Source organism: Niastella sp. sgz303648 (assembly GCF_059587045.1).
Genome location: NZ_JCAPSW010000031.1, coordinates 22,569 through 42,708 on the forward strand (window position 1 = coordinate 22,569; position 20,140 = coordinate 42,708).

Genomic DNA, 20,140 nt, shown 5'->3' on the forward strand with positions numbered 1-20,140 from the left:
ATTTATAAAGTAAGCTCCGTACCAAACGGATCAGAAGTTTGAATCGCACCATATAGGAATTGAAACACAGGATTAGTAAAATGGAAAGAAACTATACAATATGTTTGAATCGCACCATATAGGAATTGAAACCTGGTTAAGTATGGTCAATCCTTTACCTGCACCTGGTTTGAATCGCACCATATAGGAATTGAAACTTGCGGGTACTACTGTATTCATTGGGTTCGACTCCAAGTTTGAATCGCACCATATAGGAATTGAAACATATAACTGTAGCGGAAAATTGTTTTGCTATCATGGTTTGAATCGCACCATATAGGAATTGAAACTTTAGAACAGGACAGGATGATACCTATATTTCGCCGGGTTTGAATCGCACCATATAGGAATTGAAACTTGCGTGTATTGATCAGTCAACAGGCATCAATCGTGTTTGAATCGCACCATATAGGAATTGAAACATTGTAGTGGTAGAGCCAGTAGATACAGCCGTCATGTTTGAATCGCACCATATAGGAATTGAAACTCGACTGGCGCGGCCAGCAATTCAACAACGACCGGTTTGAATCGCACCATATAGGAATTGAAACACTGTTGATACTGTTTTCTTCCCGCATGGAAAATTTGTTTGAATCGCACCATATAGGAATTGAAACATGAGTTAGAGGCCGGCAAGCTATATATTTCCACCGTTTGAATCGCACCATATAGGAATTGAAACCAGAAGAAAAAAGGCAGATTAAGGCAGGGCTCCATAGTTTGAATCGCACCATATAGGAATTGAAACCTGTATACGTCAAGTTAAACGGCTCCTGAAAGCCGTTGTTTGAATCGCACCATATAGGAATTGAAACACAGTCTAAAGAGGCTGAAATGAATGCCTTCGCTGTTTGAATCGCACCATATAGGAATTGAAACTAACTGCACCTGAAATGTATAAACTCGGGTTTGCTAGTTTGAATCGCACCATATAGGAATTGAAACTTATTTTTTTCAATAAATATGCTTGTGGGCTGTCCAGTTTGAATCGCACCATATAGGAATTGAAACATGGATATCAGGATTGTTTTTCCTGGGCTTTCGAGTTTGAATCGCACCATATAGGAATTGAAACATGATAAGATTATATGCGCCTATGAGCGCCTTTTTAGTTTGAATCGCACCATATAGGAATTGAAACGTGCCTGATCACAGTAATGAAGGCTGCGCCTATTTTGTTTGAATCGCACCATATAGGAATTGAAACGTGCCTGGCGCCGATGCTCTTCATCAGTGATCGCATAGTTTGAATCGCACCATATAGGAATTGAAACTCCTTCATCCCCTGAATAATCGTTTCGAAATCGGTAGTTTGAATCGCACCATATAGGAATTGAAACAGATGAATCAGCGGGATCGAAAACATAAAACTTATGGTTTGAATCGCACCATATAGGAATTGAAACATTGCTGCCCCGGTCACTGTTGCTGTTGTAGTACTGGTTTGAATCGCACCATATAGGAATTGAAACTTCGTTTCAGATACAGTTATTGCTACGCTTCAAAGTTTGAATCGCACCATATAGGAATTGAAACTTTACCTGACATGTGGCTCCATTATCAGCCCCAGCGTTTGAATCGCACCATATAGGAATTGAAACAATTTTAACTCAAGAGCAATAACCTTGTCTTTATGTTTGAATCGCACCATATAGGAATTGAAACGAAGTCTTCTCAGACTGAGGAAACATCAGTTAATGTTTGAATCGCACCATATAGGAATTGAAACTTAGGTGTACTTTGTACTTGTATATCGGTAATGAAAGTTTGAATCGCACCATATAGGAATTGAAACGCAGGAAACCACCAGCAACAGCAAGCAACTTTAAGGTTTGAATCGCACCATATAGGAATTGAAACTAAGGGAAGGGAGTTCTTAAAGAACGACTTTCCAGTTTGAATCGCACCATATAGGAATTGAAACGAAGATATGGCAATCGCAGTAGAAAGTACTCAATGTTTGAATCGCACCATATAGGAATTGAAACTTTTTTTGAAGCTGTTGGTGAGCGCCCGGTTTGGATTGTTTGAATCGCACCATATAGGAATTGAAACTCAGGTATCATCCGGTCTTCCTTCATGGCAATCGACAGTTTGAATCGCACCATATAGGAATTGAAACAAAAGTCAATCATGTAACGACAGGTTCCCCCCTGGTAGTTTGAATCGCACCATATAGGAATTGAAACGGAGGAAAATATAAAATCGCAGACCTCGGCCCTTCGTTTGAATCGCACCATATAGGAATTGAAACCTGGTAAGTCCGCGATGCCGCAGTGAACACAATACTGTTTGAATCGCACCATATAGGAATTGAAACAAGAATGAACCCACTTAGACCTTTAACACCATATTGTTTGAATCGCACCATATAGGAATTGAAACATTTTTTTTGCATAGAGAACCCAATTGGCCGATTAGTTTGAATCGCACCATATAGGAATTGAAACATAGTAACGGATATGGACAACAAGGCGGTCAACGAAGTTTGAATCGCACCATATAGGAATTGAAACTGTGGTTCAGCCGCCCTTTGTGCTGACTTATTAAGGTTTGAATCGCACCATATAGGAATTGAAACTTTGCAAATAAGACCAAACGAAATCATGTCTGGCATGTTTGAATCGCACCATATAGGAATTGAAACAAGGCTACACCGGATGTTATTGCTGCTGCAATAGGGTTTGAATCGCACCATATAGGAATTGAAACTTTACTAAACCAGTGCCCGAATCGGCTGCATTTTCAGTTTGAATCGCACCATATAGGAATTGAAACTGTAAATAGCGTCCCTTCCTGTAGCACGTTCGAGGTTTGAATCGCACCATATAGGAATTGAAACCCGTTCGACTAAGTCCTGGTTAACTACACCCCCGGGTTTGAATCGCACCATATAGGAATTGAAACAATAATTTAGGGCACCATCACATTACCGATGGAAGTTTGAATCGCACCATATAGGAATTGAAACATATGTATATTGATAAGGTGCAGGGGAAGCTGAGTAGTTTGAATCGCACCATATAGGAATTGAAACCTAGTACGCAGGCGGCTGCCGCCATTAATACTGCTAGTTTGAATCGCACCATATAGGAATTGAAACATTTATAAAGTAAGCTCTGCGCCTACCGGATCTGAATGTTTGAATCGCACCATATAGGAATTGAAACGTATAAGAGGCAAAGTAACAGCCGGACCACGCTGGTTTGAATCGCACCATATAGGAATTGAAACTGGTATGAAGGTGATGATGAAAGCATTGCTCGTGAGTTTGAATCGCACCATATAGGAATTGAAACTGAATAACGCGACACATCCCAGTAGGGCGTTGCGGTTTGAATCGCACCATATAGGAATTGAAACTTTGAAATGTTCGACGTTTTATGAATCCATAAGACAGTTTGAATCGCACCATATAGGAATTGAAACATTAATTGCCGGAAGGCACCTACTACCATGCCCAGTTTGAATCGCACCATATAGGAATTGAAACTAGTGTTCATTCGGAAGTTCGCGGTATGCTTTCGAGTTTGAATCGCACCATATAGGAATTGAAACAAGCATCTTTGAAGTAAGGACTTTCTTTAAATTTTGGGTTTGAATCGCACCATATAGGAATTGAAACCTATACTAATTCAAGTAACCATTAATGTTATAACAGTTTGAATCGCACCATATAGGAATTGAAACACAGGTGCAGGAAATGTATACAGCCCTTGTCGGTGAGTTTGAATCGCACCATATAGGAATTGAAACTGGGCAATGGCCTTATTGCGCATAATCCTATATGCAGTTTGAATCGCACCATATAGGAATTGAAACTGTATTCCCTGACCCTCGTAAGAGTCGACCAGTTTAGTTTGAATCGCACCATATAGGAATTGAAACAAGGCTGCAGTCTGTTGTGTTTGATTTGATATCCAGTTTGAATCGCACCATATAGGAATTGAAACACTGCACCGATTACGGGAACATTGACGCCGACCGGTTTGAATCGCACCATATAGGAATTGAAACGATCGTGCAGAATACCTCTAATGTAGACTTTACAGTTTGAATCGCACCATATAGGAATTGAAACTTAGCTTCCAATGATGTAATGATTGCCCTTTGGTTGGGTTTGAATCGCACCATATAGGAATTGAAACAATATAAGTACGATGAAGTTAAGGGCGAATGTGACGTGTTTGAATCGCACCATATAGGAATTGAAACTTGAATAAAGATGAAGTTTGGGTTGAAGACGCTAAGTTTGAATCGCACCATATAGGAATTGAAACTAGAGGTAGGCCGTGTAAGGTTAACTGATGAGAGTTGTTTGAATCGCACCATATAGGAATTGAAACGAAGAATATAAAGGATGGGCCAGCGCTGTAAACAATGTTTGAATCGCACCATATAGGAATTGAAACTTTACTGACGCCGTTGGCAACGTTAGCGTCCTTCCGTTTGAATCGCACCATATAGGAATTGAAACAACCAGAAAGACCAGCAAAACCAACACGACCACATAGTTTGAATCGCACCATATAGGAATTGAAACGGAAGTGGTTTGCAAACTTGCCGTTGGTGTACCGGTTTGAATCGCACCATATAGGAATTGAAACATTCATAAATCAAGTAATTCTAAGTAAGCCAGAAAGGTTTGAATCGCACCATATAGGAATTGAAACATCTAAGTTCCGATTGTGTTAATTTGAACTCTTTGGTTTGAATCGCACCATATAGGAATTGAAACATAACCTTTTGCGACTTCCTGAGCACACAAGGTCCCGTTTGAATCGCACCATATAGGAATTGAAACGTTTCTTATCGAGGGTAATATCGATGGCCCCTTGCGGTTTGAATCACACCATATAGGAATTGAAACTCGGTTTGATTGTTCATATCAATGGTTTCGATTACAGTTTGAATCGCACCATATAGGAATTGAAACGTAAACCTTCCCTGACCGCTTTGAGTTGTTGATGGTTTGAATCGCACCATATAGGAATTGAAACTCGTTTGGTTTGAATGGATCCGCATAAAATTCAATTGTTTGAATCGCACCATATAGGAATTGAAACATTCCTGCACTTGCATTCTTAAGTCGCCTAACGAATAGTTTGAATCGCACCATATAGGAATTGAAACATTGGCACCGCAAACGTTGCTTTGAGTGGTGGCTATAGTTTGAATCGCACCATATAGGAATTGAAACAAGAAGAGGGACCCGGCTACTAATGGTACTTCGCGTTTGAATCGCACCATATAGGAATTGAAACGGATCGGTTGTAATCACTGGTGAAACCGAAATGGCAGTTTGAATCGCACCATATAGGAATTGAAACTCAGATGTAATCCTGATAATGTAATCCGCACGGATTGTTTGAATCGCACCATTTAGGAATTGAAACATAATAAGCAACTGCAGGGCTACTATAAAGATCTGGGTTGAATCGCACCATATAGGAATTGAAACTTTTGATCATTCGTTTCTCTTTCTGTCCTCTTCATGTTTGAATCGCACCATACAGGAATTGAAACGAGCCTGTCTCACCTATATACATCTGTCAGAAATCGTTTGAATTGCACCATATAGGAATTGAAACTGGACTTGGGGTGGTTTTGACTTTCTCGACGATACCGTTTGAATCGCACCATTAGGAATTGAAATAACGCTGAGGTCTGCTGTGTCTGATTTGATACCCAAGTTTGAATCGCACCATATAGGAATTGAAACCAAAAAACTCCGGCTAAGTAAGCAATAGGAGTAGAGGTTTGAATTGCGTCATATAGGAATTGAAACAAGAAAGGTTCCTACGGTTTCTTTGCACCTAAAAGTTGAATTGCGCCATATAGGAATTGAAACGGGTGAAGGTACCACGATTAAGTACACGTAGTTTTGTTTGAATAGCACCACTTAGGAATAGAAACATGCCGAAAAGACTAAAAACAACTTTTTCTTTTAATGGTTTGAATCGTACCAAATAGGAATTGAAACAAAGCGCGAGAGCTTTGGTGAGCAGATCCGGATTGGAGAATTGTCGAACCAGGAAATAGGATTTGAGGATTAATTTAAACTTAAACAACTATTTAATAATCAAATATGAATTTTAATATAATAAAAAAGGGAGCAATTGAATTGTGTCAATAAAATGTGGTGTGTTTTAGGGATAATTCTACCTATATTATCGTCCAAAATCGTCTATTTTAGTTAATTTTGGCTGAATATAGGTTATCATTTACGTCCATTTTAATAAAATTATCCTCATTTTGGCTGATAATATCATAGGCAGGCTGGAAGAAAAAAAGATTCTCCTTGCGAGGTTAGAGACACCCGAATCGGAATTAATAGCTGTTTACGGACGGCGCCGGGTAGGAAAAACCTATTTAATTCATGCCTTCTACAAAGACCACCTTGTATTTGAATTCACAGGGATACATGAAGCCAGTACAAAAGACCAATTGGAGAATTTTAGTCTTGCTCTTCAGTCCGCAACCAAAAGCCCAATTCGCATTGCTATTCCTGAAAGTTGGCTGCAAGCGTTTGATATGCTAACTAACTATATATCACATATACCAACCAGCCAACCAGCCGTTTTGTTCTTTGATGAATTTCCATGGATAGAAACACGCAAATCAGGTTTTTTGAAGGCATTTGATCACTGGTGGAATACCCAGGCGTCAAAGTTATCACATATCAAAGTTGTTATATGTGGATCAGCGGCCTCATGGATGATCGATAAAGTCATCAACAACAGGGGCGGTTTACACAATCGTGTTACACAAACCATACGGCTCCTGCCATTCACGCTTGGAGAAACAGAACAGTACTTACAAAGCCGTGGTATAGTACTGGAAAAATATAGTTTATTGCAGATTTATATGGCGATGGGAGGCATACCTCATTATCTGCGCAATATTAATCCTGGCGAAAGCCCTGCACAAATAATAGACCGGCTTTGTTTTACAAAAGATGGATTGCTGAAAAAGGAGTTCAATAATTTATATGCCGCCTTGTTTGCAAACGCCCAACAACACGAATTGGTGATCAGAACGTTGGCTGGTAAAGGAAAAGGGTTAACAAGGAACGAAATCATTGCTGAATGCGGTTTTTCTTCCGGAGGAACAACCAGCAAAATACTTAACGAATTAGAAGAGTCAGGCTTTATTACTCCGTATATTCCATTTGAAAAAACGAAGAACGAAAGCATCTATAAACTGTCCGACGAGTACTCGCTTTTTTATCTGAAATTCATTGAACATGCAAAAGATATGGGTTCGGGCGCATGGCTGCGACAATACAGTACCTCAGCCTATACTATTTGGAGTGGTTTTGCATTTGAAACCGTTTGCCTTAAACATGTACTCCAAATTAGACGAGCCTTAGGTATTGAAGGTGTTCTTACCCATGCTTCTACCTGGAGACACAAGCCCGGAAAAGGTGAGCAAGGTGCACAGATAGATCTTTTGCTTGATCGCCAGGACCGTTGTATCAATATTTGTGAAATGAAATTTTCCAGCGCACCGTTTATCATCGATAAGAAATATGCGCCTGATCTTGATAATAAAATCAATATTTTCCGTAACGGAACAAAGACAAAGAGCAACTTATTTCTAACGATGATAACAACTTACGGTACAAAGAAAAATGAATATTATCTCGGACGTGTCCAGTCCGAGGTGGTCATGGAAGATTTATTCAGGTAGCACAGTTCATTCTATGTTATCCTGAAAAACAAGTCATGCGCTTTCCGGTTTTTTTTGCATACAACAGGATGCACCATAATCCATGTGGAAATGGCGTCGTTAAGTCTTTCGACTCCTCCCCCACTTGTACAAATCATGACCGGTGTTGCGAGAGACTATAACCAGCGTCAGTAAGGCATGATAAATAATTGTACAGGTTAAATACAACGGCAGGCCATAAATTTTCAGGATAAACACCGCCAAATGTTATACCTGCTTGAAACCAGCCCCACAGCTCACGCCGGATATAGGTTACAGGAAATTTTTTAAAAAACGCGGTTACAACTGATACAGGGTTTGTCAATTGTTCTTTAGTAAGTAATGCCGGCATGTTTACCGGTTGTGTCTTTTAATCCAGACTGATAGCAAAATAACGATACGTTTGAATCGCACCATACAGGAATTGAAACTCGTATAGCTCTCCATTAGACATTCCTGCGCCGTGTTTGAATCGCACCATATAGGAATTGAAACTATAGAGAAGAGTCGCCTTTGAATTGGAACTTCAAGTTTGAATCGCACCATATAGGAATTGAAACATAGGGTACAAGTATTATTCTGGTTCGTTGTGGCAGGTTTGAATTGCACCATATAGGAATTGAAACTTCGCAAGGATGTAGATCTTCTGTTGCATCGCACGGTTTGAATCGCACCATATAGGAATTGAAACTTGGTTAAATTGACCATTGGTGATAATATGATTATTGTTTGATTCGTACCATATAGGAATTGAAACAATCTAATTGCACCCGAATCAACATTTAATACCCATGGTTTGAATCGCACCATATAGGAATTGAAACTTGTGGTTGTTGAGTCGGTGGATACAGCCGCCATTGTTTGAATCGCACTATATAGGAATTGAAACGGTGTGATCACGCAGGAGTTGGACGACCTGATCAGTTTGAACCGCACCATAGAGGAATTGAAACTATAAAAAAGAGTCGCCTTTGAATTGGAGCTTCAAGTTTGAATCGCACCACATAGGAATTGAAACACGTTAGCCGGCCCCCCATGATCGTCAGCGTTCATTGTTTGAATCGCACCATTTAGGAATTGAAACCAGGAGGATGAACGCGGATATTTAGATGATCCCGCAAGTTTGAATTGCACCATATAGGAATTGAAAAGGCAATGACTGCTTCGACACTTTCGCAGAACAGGCTTGCTTGAATCGCACCATTTAGGAATTGAAAGTTGGCGAACTGCAAGTAGGACTTTGGCCAGTCAACAGTTTGAATTGTTCCATATGGGAATTGAAATATAACCATGAAGATCAGGTAGCCCGCGTCAGTGGCGATTATAATCGCACCGTAGAGGAATTGAAAGGTATCACCCTGATAGGTATATTGAGTTTGCATCCAGGCTTGAATCGCACCATACTGGAATTGAAACCGTTTACTTATGTACTTAAGCGTACACCCTACTGAGTTTGAATCGCACCATATAGGAATTGAAACGGCAATAGTTGGGCGGGTGCCAACAATGTTGGGCGCGGTTTGAATCGCACCGTAAAGGAATTGAAACGAGGCAGTATTGGTAGGACTTACCAAAATTGCAGGTTTGAATTGCACCGTATAGGAATTTGAAACATACAAAATGCAGTTTATGAAATGCGCTTTGTAAGGAGCTGAATCGGCAGTGGCTTCAACAAAAATGGTTAATAGAGGCACACCACCATATAGAAAAAAAGAATAAGAACCAGTCTGCAATCTACCTCGACTTAGGTTTGAAAGCCTCTCCCCTTCGCCAGTGCCCAAATATGATTTAGCCAATACGTAGCCGCCATCACTGGTGAGTTCCCAAAAATAATCAGTTGAAGTACGGCCCACACCAACATTGGCGGTACCAGGCCCGGGAACAAAATCAACCACACCTGAAATACCTTCGGCCAGGTACAGGTGGTATCTAAGTATTGATGCTCATTTTGCGTCTAACCATTTTATTTATATCAATGCCCCAAAGTCGCTTCATCAAACACACGGCAATAATTACCGCCTCCAATCTTTTCTATTTCTTCTTCGGTAAATCCTGTTTGTAGCATGGCATCAACAACTGCGTAATAAAAACCGTTTTTCTGATCAGCCCAGGCTTCATTGGTTCTTTCACCGGGGCGTTTGCCATTGTTCGGGGAATTCGGTGGTCTTTTATTCTGCCCGGCGCTGTCGTGCTTAAATTCAGGTTTTATTCCGGAAGGCTGTGCGCCGGGTTTTCCGCCAAAATCATTTGAAGAGCGGTAAGGTGGGGTTAGTTTGGTATCGGTGCCTATACAAACATGATCAATGCCAGCCACATCAACTAAAGCACGAATGTTTTGCGCATATTCCAGAGGGGTATCTGCCAAATGTGTCCATACACCAATAACACCTCCTGCATCTGCAACAATTTTAGCCTGCTCTTTACTGATCAATCTTGGCCGCATCATCTTTGCCATCATTTCATTTTTGCCCAATTGTGTGTCGAGTCCTGTATGAGAAATGATGACTGGTTTTGTGGTTATTTTCAATGCGGCATTAATGGTATCGTTGCTGGCATGTGTGAGGTCAATAAGCATCCCCAGGCGATTACATTCTTTTATCACCTGTGCACCGAAATCAGTAAGTCCGCCAAACTTTGCAGCATTGGTGTACACATCGCCAAGGGGCACAGAAGCATCGCTGTCGTGCAACAAACCCAAATGACGCAAGCCGCGATTGTAAGCTTCTTCTACACGCTCTGTTTTTCCTTCGAGAAAGTGGCAACCTTCCACAGATTGAACAACAACCGGCTTATGTTTTTTGTGCGCCCCCTTTATATCGGCGAGGTTAAGGGCGCGCTTTATATCGTTATCTGCCAAAACTTTGTCCATAGCGTCGAGTCCGTTGATAAATCGTTGGTAAGCTTCTCCGGGTTCGATATTTCTTTTGTAATCGGTGGCAAAGGTCATAACGATGGCCGACAAACCTGATTTTTTGAGTTCGTGGGATAAATCCAATGCAGGTCCGGGCAATTCCGACCTGACAAGCGGTACGTCAATATGATTGTGCGTGTCTATACCGAAGGTTTTGGCTACAATTTTAGCAATTCGTGGATCAGTATCGTTGATAGTCCAGGACCACAAAGGAGTTAATACAATAGCTGCTCCTGTTCCTGATATTGATGTAATGAACTTTCTGCGTGACCATTCCTGTTGCATCTTTCCCATATCTTTTGTTTTGTCAATCTAAGACGACAAACGGTCACCGGCCTTGCGGGTCGACTATATTTCCATCATATCAGGAGTGCCACGCCCGGTATCTGCACCGCTCCCTGTTGTTTCGTATCAGGTTGAGTGTCGCAATACGCCCTTATAATGTCGCGAACCCACCCTTTTAAGTTGTTTTATTAAGGTTAGTTTTGAATGGTTCACCGTATACTTACAACAGTAATCACAAACAACAAATAATCGATGAAACTCGACATCTATGTAAATTATCCGGGTAATTGCCGGCAGGCATTTGAGTTTTATGAGCAACACCTCGGTGGCAACATCACCATGATGATGACTCACGAACAGCAGCCCGACACAACTCAGGTTCCCGCAAACTGGAAAATGCCATTTTACACGCCAGGATCCAGATTGGTGAAACGGTGCTGATGGGCGCCGACATTCCCAATGCCGAGCCTATGCGCAGCGCTTATCTTACGCTTAGATTAACCAGCGCAGAAGAAGCAGAAAGAATTTATGCCCTCCTTTCTGACGGAGGCCAGATTTTTATGAAAATGGAGCAAACCTTTTTTGCCTCCCGCTTTGCAATGCTGCGAGACAGGTTTGGGACTTCGTGGATGCTGCTTTGTGAGGATAGATAAGGCACTGCTGCCTTACCTCCTCCCCCGCCTGAACCACTCATGACCGGTGTTGCTTAAACGCAAAAAACAACACTGATCAGGAGGGCAATGACAACAACGGTACGTTATTGCCGGAAGCCATCATCCTGGTTTTGCTTCGATGTACAATGGAATCCCAGAACCCGTATTTATAGGGCGACATAATGAGCAGGTCTGCATTCATTTCCTTTATCTCATCCTGAATGGCATTTATGATTTTGCGGGATTGTACGTTCCTATAGTAGTAGTTGATACCTGCAAAGGTTTTTTCAATAGAAACATGCTCTGCTTCTTCTTCCCCCTGAAGCTCCTCTATTTTATCCTTAACATAAAACACTTCTACGGTTGCACCGAACGTTGTTGCTATTTCATGAACGTTTTCCAGCACCTTATCTTCGACGCCTTTTTCAATATCACAGGCAAACAATATTTTGTGAAAGCCATGGTATTTTGTGGTAATGGGAATAGCCAGCAATGGAAATTGCAGCTTATGAATAGTAGCTGTGGTGGTGTTGCCCAACAGATCCTGTTCAACGGATTTATTGGCCATGCCCATGACCACCGCGGCGGCTTCAAATTGATTGATGCAAGCTACCAGACTTTCATAAAAATTACCTGTAGCCAAATGAGGCGTCACTTTTACATTATACTTTTTACTAAGCGCCCGGGCTGCTTTGCTCAGGTTTGCATGGTATATTTCCAGTATTTCGTCAATGGCGCTACCGGATGCCCTGGCATTTAAAACATGAATAGAAATTTCACTGTAGTTGAAAAGGATCAGTTCGTGGCCTTGTTCCGCTGCCACCGCGCCGGCGTAATCAGCTGCATTTTCAGCTTCTGCCGAATAATCAGTGGCGATAATTATCTTTTTCATATAAGGAAGGATTGTTTCCCATTTATAACATTAAAGATTCGTTGTTGTTGACTGAACCGACGAATTTCTTACCCGATTTCTTAAATTTTTTGTCAAAAAAACAATTATCTGCATCGGATTGAACCCATTTGCATCATGAACGCCAGCCGGTGAACGGAATGCATGTTTAAAGGAAACGATATACACAGAAATCGTTTCCGCTACACCCCCTCCTCTTCGTCGACCCATACTGCATTTGCTCAACGACCCCAATGCCTCCAATACCGGGTATAAAAACGCACCTGGTTATCCCAGCAGATAGTTGATGCATTTAGTAAAATCCGCAATTAAAAGAACGGACATTACTATAATGAATCTTCTAACTAGTATTTACTTTTAAGCGGATATTGCATTGGGCTGATTTTACAGACCAGGCTATCGTAGTAATCTTTCCTGACATGCTATGTTATTGGCGGTAGCTATCCGAAAGCTGTCAGGTGTCATTTATGTATTCTCATCTAAGGTGGGATATTATATTCCAACGCACTCAACGGTTGCCTGTTCCGATTAACATTGACTAATTCATAAAAACAATTTGTTATGTTCTATTTTATTACAATGGATGATAATAAGTGGACCATTGAACTATTTCGCCGATTTATCGGAGATTATTTAGAATTCCCTGTACAAATATTAAGTTACGAGGAAGCTCGCGCTGTTGATGATTTCAAAGATGCTGTAGTTATATTCTGTGATATCGAGCGTTTTTCCGGCAATTCAATACATGATGCCCAATCGCTTTATGACAGAGCGGCTGCACAGGGAGCAAGACGGTTGTTAAATAACCCGGGTAAAGTGCTGCGCAGATTTGAACTGTTAAAAGAAATGCACAAGCAAAATATCAACACTTTTAATGTGTATCGTGAGTTGAAGAATGCAAATGACTTTAGGTATCCTGTTTTTATACGGAATGAATTGGATCATTATGGTCCTGTCAGCGACCTGCTTCATTCACCGGAAGAACTGGAGAAAACATTATCTACTTCTAAAAGTAACAGTGTGGGGCCCTATGCTCCCATGATCGTCGAGTACTGCGATATAAATGTCGAGGGCGATGGCTTTCATAAATACGGAGCTTTTTGTATAGGGGACATGATCGTCCCTCACCACTTGTTCTTTTCATCCCAATGGATGGTCAAAGGAATTAAGGGTCAATTGCCGGAACATGACGAATTGGAAAAACGGTATCTGGTACAAAACTCATTCCGGGACAAAGTTTCTGAAATTTTTAAAATAGCAAACATCCAGTACGGAAGAATTGATTTTGCAAAAACAAAAGAAGGTCTTGCGATATTTGAGATCAATACGAATCCGGTGGTAATGAGGGACTGGGATTTGGAGCCCCACAGGGGATATGCTACATACGCCTTTCTTTCAAAATTTATATTGGCAATGCAGAATTTGTATTATACGGCTGATCATTAACACACGCACGAACAGAAAAATAGAACAATTAAAAAAAGGAAGTAGTATTCCGGAAAGCCATAGCCAAAAATGTTCAAGTGGGGAACTTTAATATTTCACAACTTTTCAACCTGATTTTTTTCCGTGAATTACTAAATGTTAGCAATTTTATTTAAGCCAGGTAATTGTTGTTAATTTGTCTTATTAATAACCCCTCACTATGAAAAAGCAATTGTTGCTTATTTCGTTTACCATTCTTTTTCTTTATTCTTTCACTCAGATTGATGTACAGCGGGATAACAGAGTAAACCCAATTTTGAAATTGGCCGCGACCAACAAAAGCGGTTATATCACTTATGGCAGATCTGGCTCCCCGCGGTTTATTAATATCGCTGTATTAAATCAATCATCCCACACAATAAGCTGGTTTACCTGTCATGGAAGGCTATTTGATTCCACTAAACTAACTGACCGGGAGTATGAACTGGTGGCCTCAAAACAGCTTGACCCATTTGTATTATATCAGCATATTTGTTTTGCATACCTCGATGATATTGCCACTGCCAAAGATATTTATCGGGTATATGGCGCCAGGCTAATTGTGGACAGCTTAAATCCCAATTACCGTGCATTGTTTACTTCGGAACCTGTGCAAATGGCCAAAACCCCTTTACAAAAATTAGCAGCGATAGAAAATATCCGGAAAAATATTCTCACACATATAACCTATCTGAATTGTGCCGATCCATTCATGCTGCAGAATAGCCCGCTTTTTACAACCAATAAAGAGCAGGCGGGCGCTATGGTAAAAACAAAGGACAGTACTATATATTATAATATTGATCCCACCAGCGCTGTTACCAAAATAGGTTTGTATAAAAACTCGCCCGAAAAACTATACATATATAACAGGCTATCTAAGTTAATTGATAGTGTACCCGTTTTGCCTGAGAAATATGATCTTTTGCTAAAAGAAAAAACAGACGTTTTCCTGTTGTACAGAGGCTGGCTTGAGATGCAATGGCAAGGAGCCCGGAGTAATATAATAAGGTTTACAAAAAGCATCTATACAAACAATGCCAGCATATACAGTCAGGCCAATGTAAAGGATGAAAAAGCAATTGAAAAAGAGCTATACAGCCAAATAAATGCTATTGAAACAAAGATTAATCTATTGATCTCGCCTGAAGCTCAGCGTATAGAGCAGGAAGTATATGAGACTTATAAAAATGAAACCTCTGAAATAACCTATATACCCTTATTAGGAATAGGATATGATCTGAATCAAAAAAGAGGGTTGAAAGAATATGAGCTAACCAACCATTTAGGGAATGTACTGGCCACAATATCAGATAAAAAATTTGGGATACCTTTAAGTGACACAAGCTCTTTGATCGATCACTACGAGGCGGATATTGTAAGTGCCCAGGATTATTATCCGTTTGGGATGTTACAACCTGGTCGTTCTTATCTTTCTTCCACTGCAGGAGACCGATATAGGTATGGTTTTAATGGTAAGGAGAATGATAATGAGGTAAAGGGAGAGGGAAATCAGCAGGATTATGGGATGAGGATTTATGATCCGAGAGTGGGTAAGTTTTTGTCTGTTGACCCGATTACAAGGCAGTATCCAGAGTTGACGCCTTATCAGTTTGCGAGTAATACACCGGTATGGGCAATAGACATAGATGGTTTAGAAGCTGGTTTAATGTGGCCTCAAAACTTTACAGCAAAAAATTATGACGATGTTTCTAAAGGTGTTTCTAAATGGTATAATCATGTTGACCCTGCACTTGCCAAGGAATATTTGTTTCTGAATGGTTGGGAACCTAAAACTAAAGGTGATTTAGCTTTGATTTTTGTGTCTACGGTGGGAGATCGTATGAGTCATTCATTCGGCGGTCCTCCAACTCCTAATCCCCGTCTTAGAGTTTCTGTTCCGCAACATCCTGAGGCAGAGGTAGAAACTAGCATTACTAGACCAAAGCAGAGCGTAACTGTACAAGAAGAGGTACCAAATACAACGAGTACACACGCAAGTCCTAATAGTGAAATTGCTTTAGCTGGCGGAAATAAAGTGAAAGTGATTAATGCCGATGGTAGTAACTTTGGCATAAAGAATATTAATGAAGTTGGAGGGAATGTAAACTGTGCATATTGTGTAATAGCAACTGATCATTATTTGAAGACTGGGTATCCAGTTAGTGCATTAAATAAAACAGAAGCAACATCGCCAATTGTGCTAGAAAATCATTTTGGCGCAAAATTTACTTATGGACTATCTATCGATCAAGTTAGTAAAATGGTTAGTAAATCGGGGCAGATGGGAATTGTTTATGGGTATAGGGGACCAAAAGATGCTCACGTATTTAATGTTATTAATCAAAATGGCAAAGTTAGTTTTATTGATGGTCAATCAGGCGGAAAGGCGAAACTTACTGGGTATAAATGGTTTGGATTTCTGCCTACAAATAAATAAAATATGATCACATTTAGTGAAGCGTTAAAGCGTATTGAAAATCAGATTAAAGAATACAATAATGAAAGAGAAGAAATAATAGTCACCGTTCTTTTGGAAGAAACAATTGAAACTGAAGATTATTGGGTATTCTTCTACAACAACGTAAAGTTTTTAGAAACAGGAAATTTTAGTTACTCTCTTATAGGCAATGCTCCACTTATTGTAGATAAGTACCAAGGAAGAATTCATGTAACAGGAACTGCAAACCCTGTTGAATTTTACATGGAGCAATTTGAGCAGACTAAGTTGCCTGGTTTAAAAGCTGATACATCGGGGACTTAACCCAGTGCAATTTCCAAAGAACTTAACACAATAATGGTAATGATCAAAGTAGTTGGGTCTTAAAGCCAGATGTAACAGTCTGGCTTTTTTTATAACCATTGAAAGAGGTCTAACACGGCTTCCTTTTTTTATTTAACCCATAAACGCAATTACATGACTGCAACACTCAATACAGAAAACCGGGAGTATATCACTTATCAATACGAGCAATTGAATTTTAGACTTTTAGGAGGGCTTAAAATAGAAGGATTAGAACGCATGCGGGTAACCCTGAAAGTCGAATATAAGCAACAGGCGGTACGGCACAATTTAGACCTGTAATGAAGCAAAACCACTTGCAAAATAGAAATATCCGCAAAAGCACAATTGACTTTAATCAACTTCCCATTCATTCAACCCTTTCAGCCCCGCCTGATTATAACCAATAACAGGTGGGATCTTTTTTGACTTGATCCGAAATGCTTATCTTAGAAAAATATATTTGAATCCCCACCCTCCCGCCTTTTCCGCCGTCACCTTTGAACTTCTTCATTATTTAAAACTTAGAACTAACTTTTATGAGAAAGATCTGTCTTTTCACAGCGATTGCTTTTTTAGCAGCCTGCACCTCCAACCCCGACAAATCAAAAACGGAAACGGTCAAGGAATCCGGTTCCGATTCGACAAAACAGGTAAACATAACCTATCCTTACAAAGCTGATTATTCTTCAGATTTTGAGATGGGCGACCCCAAAAATGCAAAAACATTGCTCGAATTGTACAAAAACTGGGACAACAACATGCTCGACAATTCAAAGAGTTCTTTCGCGGAAAATGACACTATGTATTTTGCCGATGGCAATATGTTTGCCGGCAGCCGCGACAGTCTTTTTGCTGTTGCCAACAAAATGAGGGGGCGGTTAGGCAGTGTCGTTGATTCTGTTCATGCCTGGATACCTCTCAGAAGTAAGGATAAAAAAGAAGACTGGGTATCGATATGGACAAGGGAAATTTCAACAGACGCCAAAGGAAAAAAAACAACCAAAGAACTGCACGAAGTATGGCGGTTTGATAATAATGGGAAAGTTAATTTGATGTATCAATACGAGCAGCAACCTCCCAAAATGCCGCCACCACCACCGAAAAAATAATATCTGTTTGCTGTTGCCTAAAAAAAACAGGTTCGCAATGTTGCGAACCTGTTTACCTGGGAATTGCTAACCACAAAAGGTTTCTGCTACTGCTTCAAATATCTCAAAGTTTTTTCTAAGACTTCATCTCTTCCTTCTTTAATAGCGTTTGTTGTTTCCGGCACCGCAATGTCTACATGCACACCCACACGCTGCGTTGGTCTTTTATCAGGATAATATACGCCATAGCCTGAATAAGAAATATGAAGATTGCCTCCCATAGGAATAGAAGTCACAACGCCATCGCACCCGGCTGTTTGTCGACCAATAGTGATCGCCTGGGGAACCAGTTGTAAAATCATGGTGGAATATTCACCCTGACTTTGCGTTCGCTCATCCACTAAAATCACGACCTTTCCTTTGTAATGATCTGGTTTATTGTTACCAAGCGTTGGCGAAACATGCCATCTGAAATATCCCGGAAATGGATGTACAGGCAATGTGCTATAAGTTAAGATAGTTGGCCTGGGAAGCAGTATATCAAACATCGCGTAAAATGCATCGTTATTCGGATAGTTGCGCACATCAAAAATAACAGCCCTGGATTGCATAATCTTTTCTTTCACCACACCTACATTGGCAGCCTCAATTTGTCCGGTATAAACAAGCAAAACCGAATCCTGAACCCATTTACACACTGTATCACCCGTTGAATGATTAATAAAACTTCTCCATTCTTTTGCGAACGTTGCAGCATAATCTACCCTTTTGATATCAACAGGGATGATTTTGTTCTCCCTTTCTACTATAACACGAGTATTTAGCTTATTGTCATTTAAGATATACCAGCTTACAATAAATTTCCTATTGAGCATATTAGAAGCGGATATGTAAGGCATTCTCTTCTTAATCAGGCTTTCTACCGGCGTATTGCCCACTCTAATGATTTTGTCACCCACCTGTATGTTTAAACTATCAGTAGTTTGATGTTGCAGAATATGCCGCACGATTAAAGAGTCTCCAACAATCTGGCAGTTAAAAGGAACCGTGTATTTACCAAAAACAAGATCCGTAACAGGTGTTGACTGAAAATTATAGGTTAATTGCGCATGACCATCATTTAAAGAAGCTGCCAATAAAGAAAGGCTTTTATAATAACTTATGGTATCGTTAGCTTGTACCATCAATGGAATAAATTTCTTCAAGCTATTATTCCAATCATCACCAATAAGATATTTATAAGGTGCAAAATAATTGATGATATTCCAAAAACGCGAAAGAAACAATAAACGGTAACGAACATCCGGCAGCAACAAATTCCTGTATTCTGTTTCACCACTGAAATCAGAAGTCTCGTAATACCTTTTTACATATTTATTATCACCATGATAAGGTTTATTACAAATGGCAATTAGCTCGTTTTTTACTGCCGGGTCAAATAAGGTTGATTGTTTTATCCATGTTATGTTATCATCTTTATTTGCCATAAAAAGATTGTCGGGCGGATTGACAGCTTCCGAAGAATGAGGTCCTACTGCATGAAGAATTTGTTGCAATAGGGTATTGAACTGTTTTTTATCGGCCACTCTGAATTTGTAAACATTTTTTACAAATACAGAATCCCAATTTAAATGGCCTTGTGCAACGTTTGAGTGATGATATTTTAAAAAGCCCCAGGTTTTTGAAAATTGAAAGAGATTATTGATTTCATAAGGAGTTTGAGCAAATGCCGGTAATTGCAAAACTGCAAAAAGCAAAACAAGTATAATCTTCTTTTTCATATTAACGATCTTAATTTTTCAAACCCTGGTTTACAGGCTTTGCAAAATTACTCCCACTGAGCCACCCAAACAACTAAATTGAGCCATAAGCGAAATCGGCTAAGGCGCATAAACGAAGATCTTTGTGCTGTCAATAAAATAACAATAATGACAACAATAACAAAGATTTCCCTCGGTAAAAATGGCCCGCTCGTGTCTAAACTCGGATTAGGATGTATGCGCATGTCATCAGTTTGGGGTGGCCCGGTCAATGACGAAGCTGAAAGTATAGCTACCATTCAGATGGCTTTGGATAGCGGCATCAATTTTTTGAATACAGGCGACTTTTACGGCAGCGGCCACAATGAGCTGCTGGTAGGCAAAGCCATCAAAGGCAGAAGGAACGACGCCTTTATAAGCGTTAAGTTTGGCGGCATCGTTTACGGCGGTCGATTTCTCGGCCTTGACCTGCGTCCCATAGCCATCAAAAACTTCATCAATTATTCTTTGGTGCGGCTGGGTATCGATACCATTG

The 20,140-nt window shown here is 40.2% G+C and carries 11 protein-coding genes and 2 CRISPR repeat arrays (1 of these 13 running past the window's edge); of the genes, 8 read left to right on the forward strand and 3 right to left on the reverse strand.

Annotation, left to right across the window (positions count from 1 at the left end; translation table 11 throughout):
- Positions 1 to 5,630: direct repeats of the CRISPR family, unit length 30 nt; unit sequence GTTTGAATCGCACCATATAGGAATTGAAAC (it extends 689 nt beyond the left edge of the window).
- 664 nt (positions 5,631 to 6,294) lie between these two features.
- Complete coding sequence (locus AC59IL_RS38200) at positions 6,295 to 7,731, forward strand: AAA family ATPase (protein WP_496557525.1); 1,437 nt, start codon at positions 6,295 to 6,297, stop codon at positions 7,729 to 7,731.
- A 419-nt stretch (positions 7,732 to 8,150) separates the two neighbouring features.
- Positions 8,151 to 8,833: a CRISPR direct-repeat array (repeat unit 30 nt; unit sequence GTTTGAATCGCACCATATAGGAATTGAAAC).
- An 888-nt stretch (positions 8,834 to 9,721) separates the two neighbouring features.
- On the opposite strand, the gene AC59IL_RS38205 is transcribed toward AC59IL_RS38200, so the two are convergent.
- Positions 9,722 to 10,954 (reverse strand): dipeptidase, encoded by a 1,233-nt coding sequence (locus AC59IL_RS38205; protein ID WP_496557526.1) that lies wholly within the window; start codon positions 10,952 to 10,954, stop codon positions 9,722 to 9,724.
- Between the two features lie 243 nt (positions 10,955 to 11,197).
- On the opposite strand from AC59IL_RS38205, the gene AC59IL_RS38210 reads away from it, so the two are divergent.
- Positions 11,198 to 11,386, forward strand: a complete 189-nt coding sequence (locus AC59IL_RS38210) for a hypothetical protein (RefSeq protein ID WP_496557527.1) — start codon at positions 11,198 to 11,200, stop codon at positions 11,384 to 11,386.
- Positions 11,387 to 11,674: 288 nt separating this feature from the next.
- Here AC59IL_RS38210 and AC59IL_RS38215 read toward each other — a convergent pair whose 3' ends face one another.
- The gene (locus tag AC59IL_RS38215; protein ID WP_496557528.1) at positions 11,675 to 12,490 is read right to left on the reverse strand and encodes a universal stress protein; all 816 of its coding nucleotides are present in this window, start codon (positions 12,488 to 12,490) and stop codon (positions 11,675 to 11,677) included.
- A gap of 579 nt (positions 12,491 to 13,069) precedes the next feature.
- Between AC59IL_RS38215 and AC59IL_RS38220 the strand changes: the two genes are divergently transcribed.
- The 5 genes from AC59IL_RS38220 (at position 13,070) to AC59IL_RS38240 (ending at position 17,866) form a co-directional block, all read left to right on the forward strand.
- The gene (locus tag AC59IL_RS38220; RefSeq protein ID WP_496557529.1) at positions 13,070 to 13,954 is read left to right on the forward strand and encodes an ATP-grasp domain-containing protein; all 885 of its coding nucleotides are present in this window, start codon (positions 13,070 to 13,072) and stop codon (positions 13,952 to 13,954) included.
- 199 nt (positions 13,955 to 14,153) lie between these two features.
- On the forward strand, positions 14,154 to 16,412 hold the full coding sequence (locus AC59IL_RS38225; protein ID WP_496557530.1) for an RHS repeat-associated core domain-containing protein: 2,259 nt from the start codon (positions 14,154 to 14,156) through the stop codon (positions 16,410 to 16,412).
- Between the two features lie 3 nt (positions 16,413 to 16,415).
- Positions 16,416 to 16,736, forward strand: coding sequence for a YrhB domain-containing protein (locus tag AC59IL_RS38230; protein WP_496557531.1), 321 nt, complete (start codon positions 16,416 to 16,418; stop codon positions 16,734 to 16,736).
- Between the two features lie 153 nt (positions 16,737 to 16,889).
- A complete protein-coding gene (locus tag AC59IL_RS38235; RefSeq protein ID WP_496557532.1) occupies positions 16,890 to 17,057 on the forward strand; it encodes a hypothetical protein in 168 nt (55 codons plus the stop codon).
- 236 nt (positions 17,058 to 17,293) lie between these two features.
- Positions 17,294 to 17,866 carry a hypothetical protein gene (locus AC59IL_RS38240; protein WP_496557533.1) on the forward strand — a complete coding sequence of 191 codons (573 nt, stop codon included), beginning with the start codon at positions 17,294 to 17,296 and terminating at the stop codon, positions 17,864 to 17,866.
- An 86-nt stretch (positions 17,867 to 17,952) separates the two neighbouring features.
- On the opposite strand, the gene AC59IL_RS38245 is transcribed toward AC59IL_RS38240, so the two are convergent.
- The gene (locus AC59IL_RS38245; RefSeq protein WP_496557534.1) at positions 17,953 to 19,626 is read right to left on the reverse strand and encodes a S41 family peptidase; all 1,674 of its coding nucleotides are present in this window, start codon (positions 19,624 to 19,626) and stop codon (positions 17,953 to 17,955) included.
- Between the two features lie 147 nt (positions 19,627 to 19,773).
- On the opposite strand from AC59IL_RS38245, the gene AC59IL_RS38250 reads away from it, so the two are divergent.
- Positions 19,774 to 20,140, forward strand: a 367-nt coding sequence (locus AC59IL_RS38250; protein WP_496557535.1) for an aldo/keto reductase, incomplete at its 3' end; no start/stop codon positions are given.

Coding starts and splice junctions, on each gene's coding strand:
- AC59IL_RS38215 (WP_496557528.1), bottom strand. CDS start 12,490: ATGAAAAAGATAATTATCGCCACTGATTATTCGGCAGAAGCTGAAAAT.
- AC59IL_RS38225 (WP_496557530.1), top strand. CDS start 14,154: ATGAAAAAGCAATTGTTGCTTATTTCGTTTACCATTCTTTTTCTTTAT.
- AC59IL_RS38245 (WP_496557534.1), bottom strand. CDS start 19,626: ATGAAAAAGAAGATTATACTTGTTTTGCTTTTTGCAGTTTTGCAATTA.
- AC59IL_RS38230 (WP_496557531.1), top strand. CDS start 16,416: ATGATCACATTTAGTGAAGCGTTAAAGCGTATTGAAAATCAGATTAAA.
- AC59IL_RS38220 (WP_496557529.1), top strand. CDS start 13,070: ATGTTCTATTTTATTACAATGGATGATAATAAGTGGACCATTGAACTA.
- AC59IL_RS38235 (WP_496557532.1), top strand. CDS start 16,890: ATGACTGCAACACTCAATACAGAAAACCGGGAGTATATCACTTATCAA.
- AC59IL_RS38240 (WP_496557533.1), top strand. CDS start 17,294: ATGAGAAAGATCTGTCTTTTCACAGCGATTGCTTTTTTAGCAGCCTGC.
- AC59IL_RS38210 (WP_496557527.1), top strand. CDS start 11,198: ATGAAACTCGACATCTATGTAAATTATCCGGGTAATTGCCGGCAGGCA.
- AC59IL_RS38205 (WP_496557526.1), bottom strand. CDS start 10,954: ATGGGAAAGATGCAACAGGAATGGTCACGCAGAAAGTTCATTACATCA.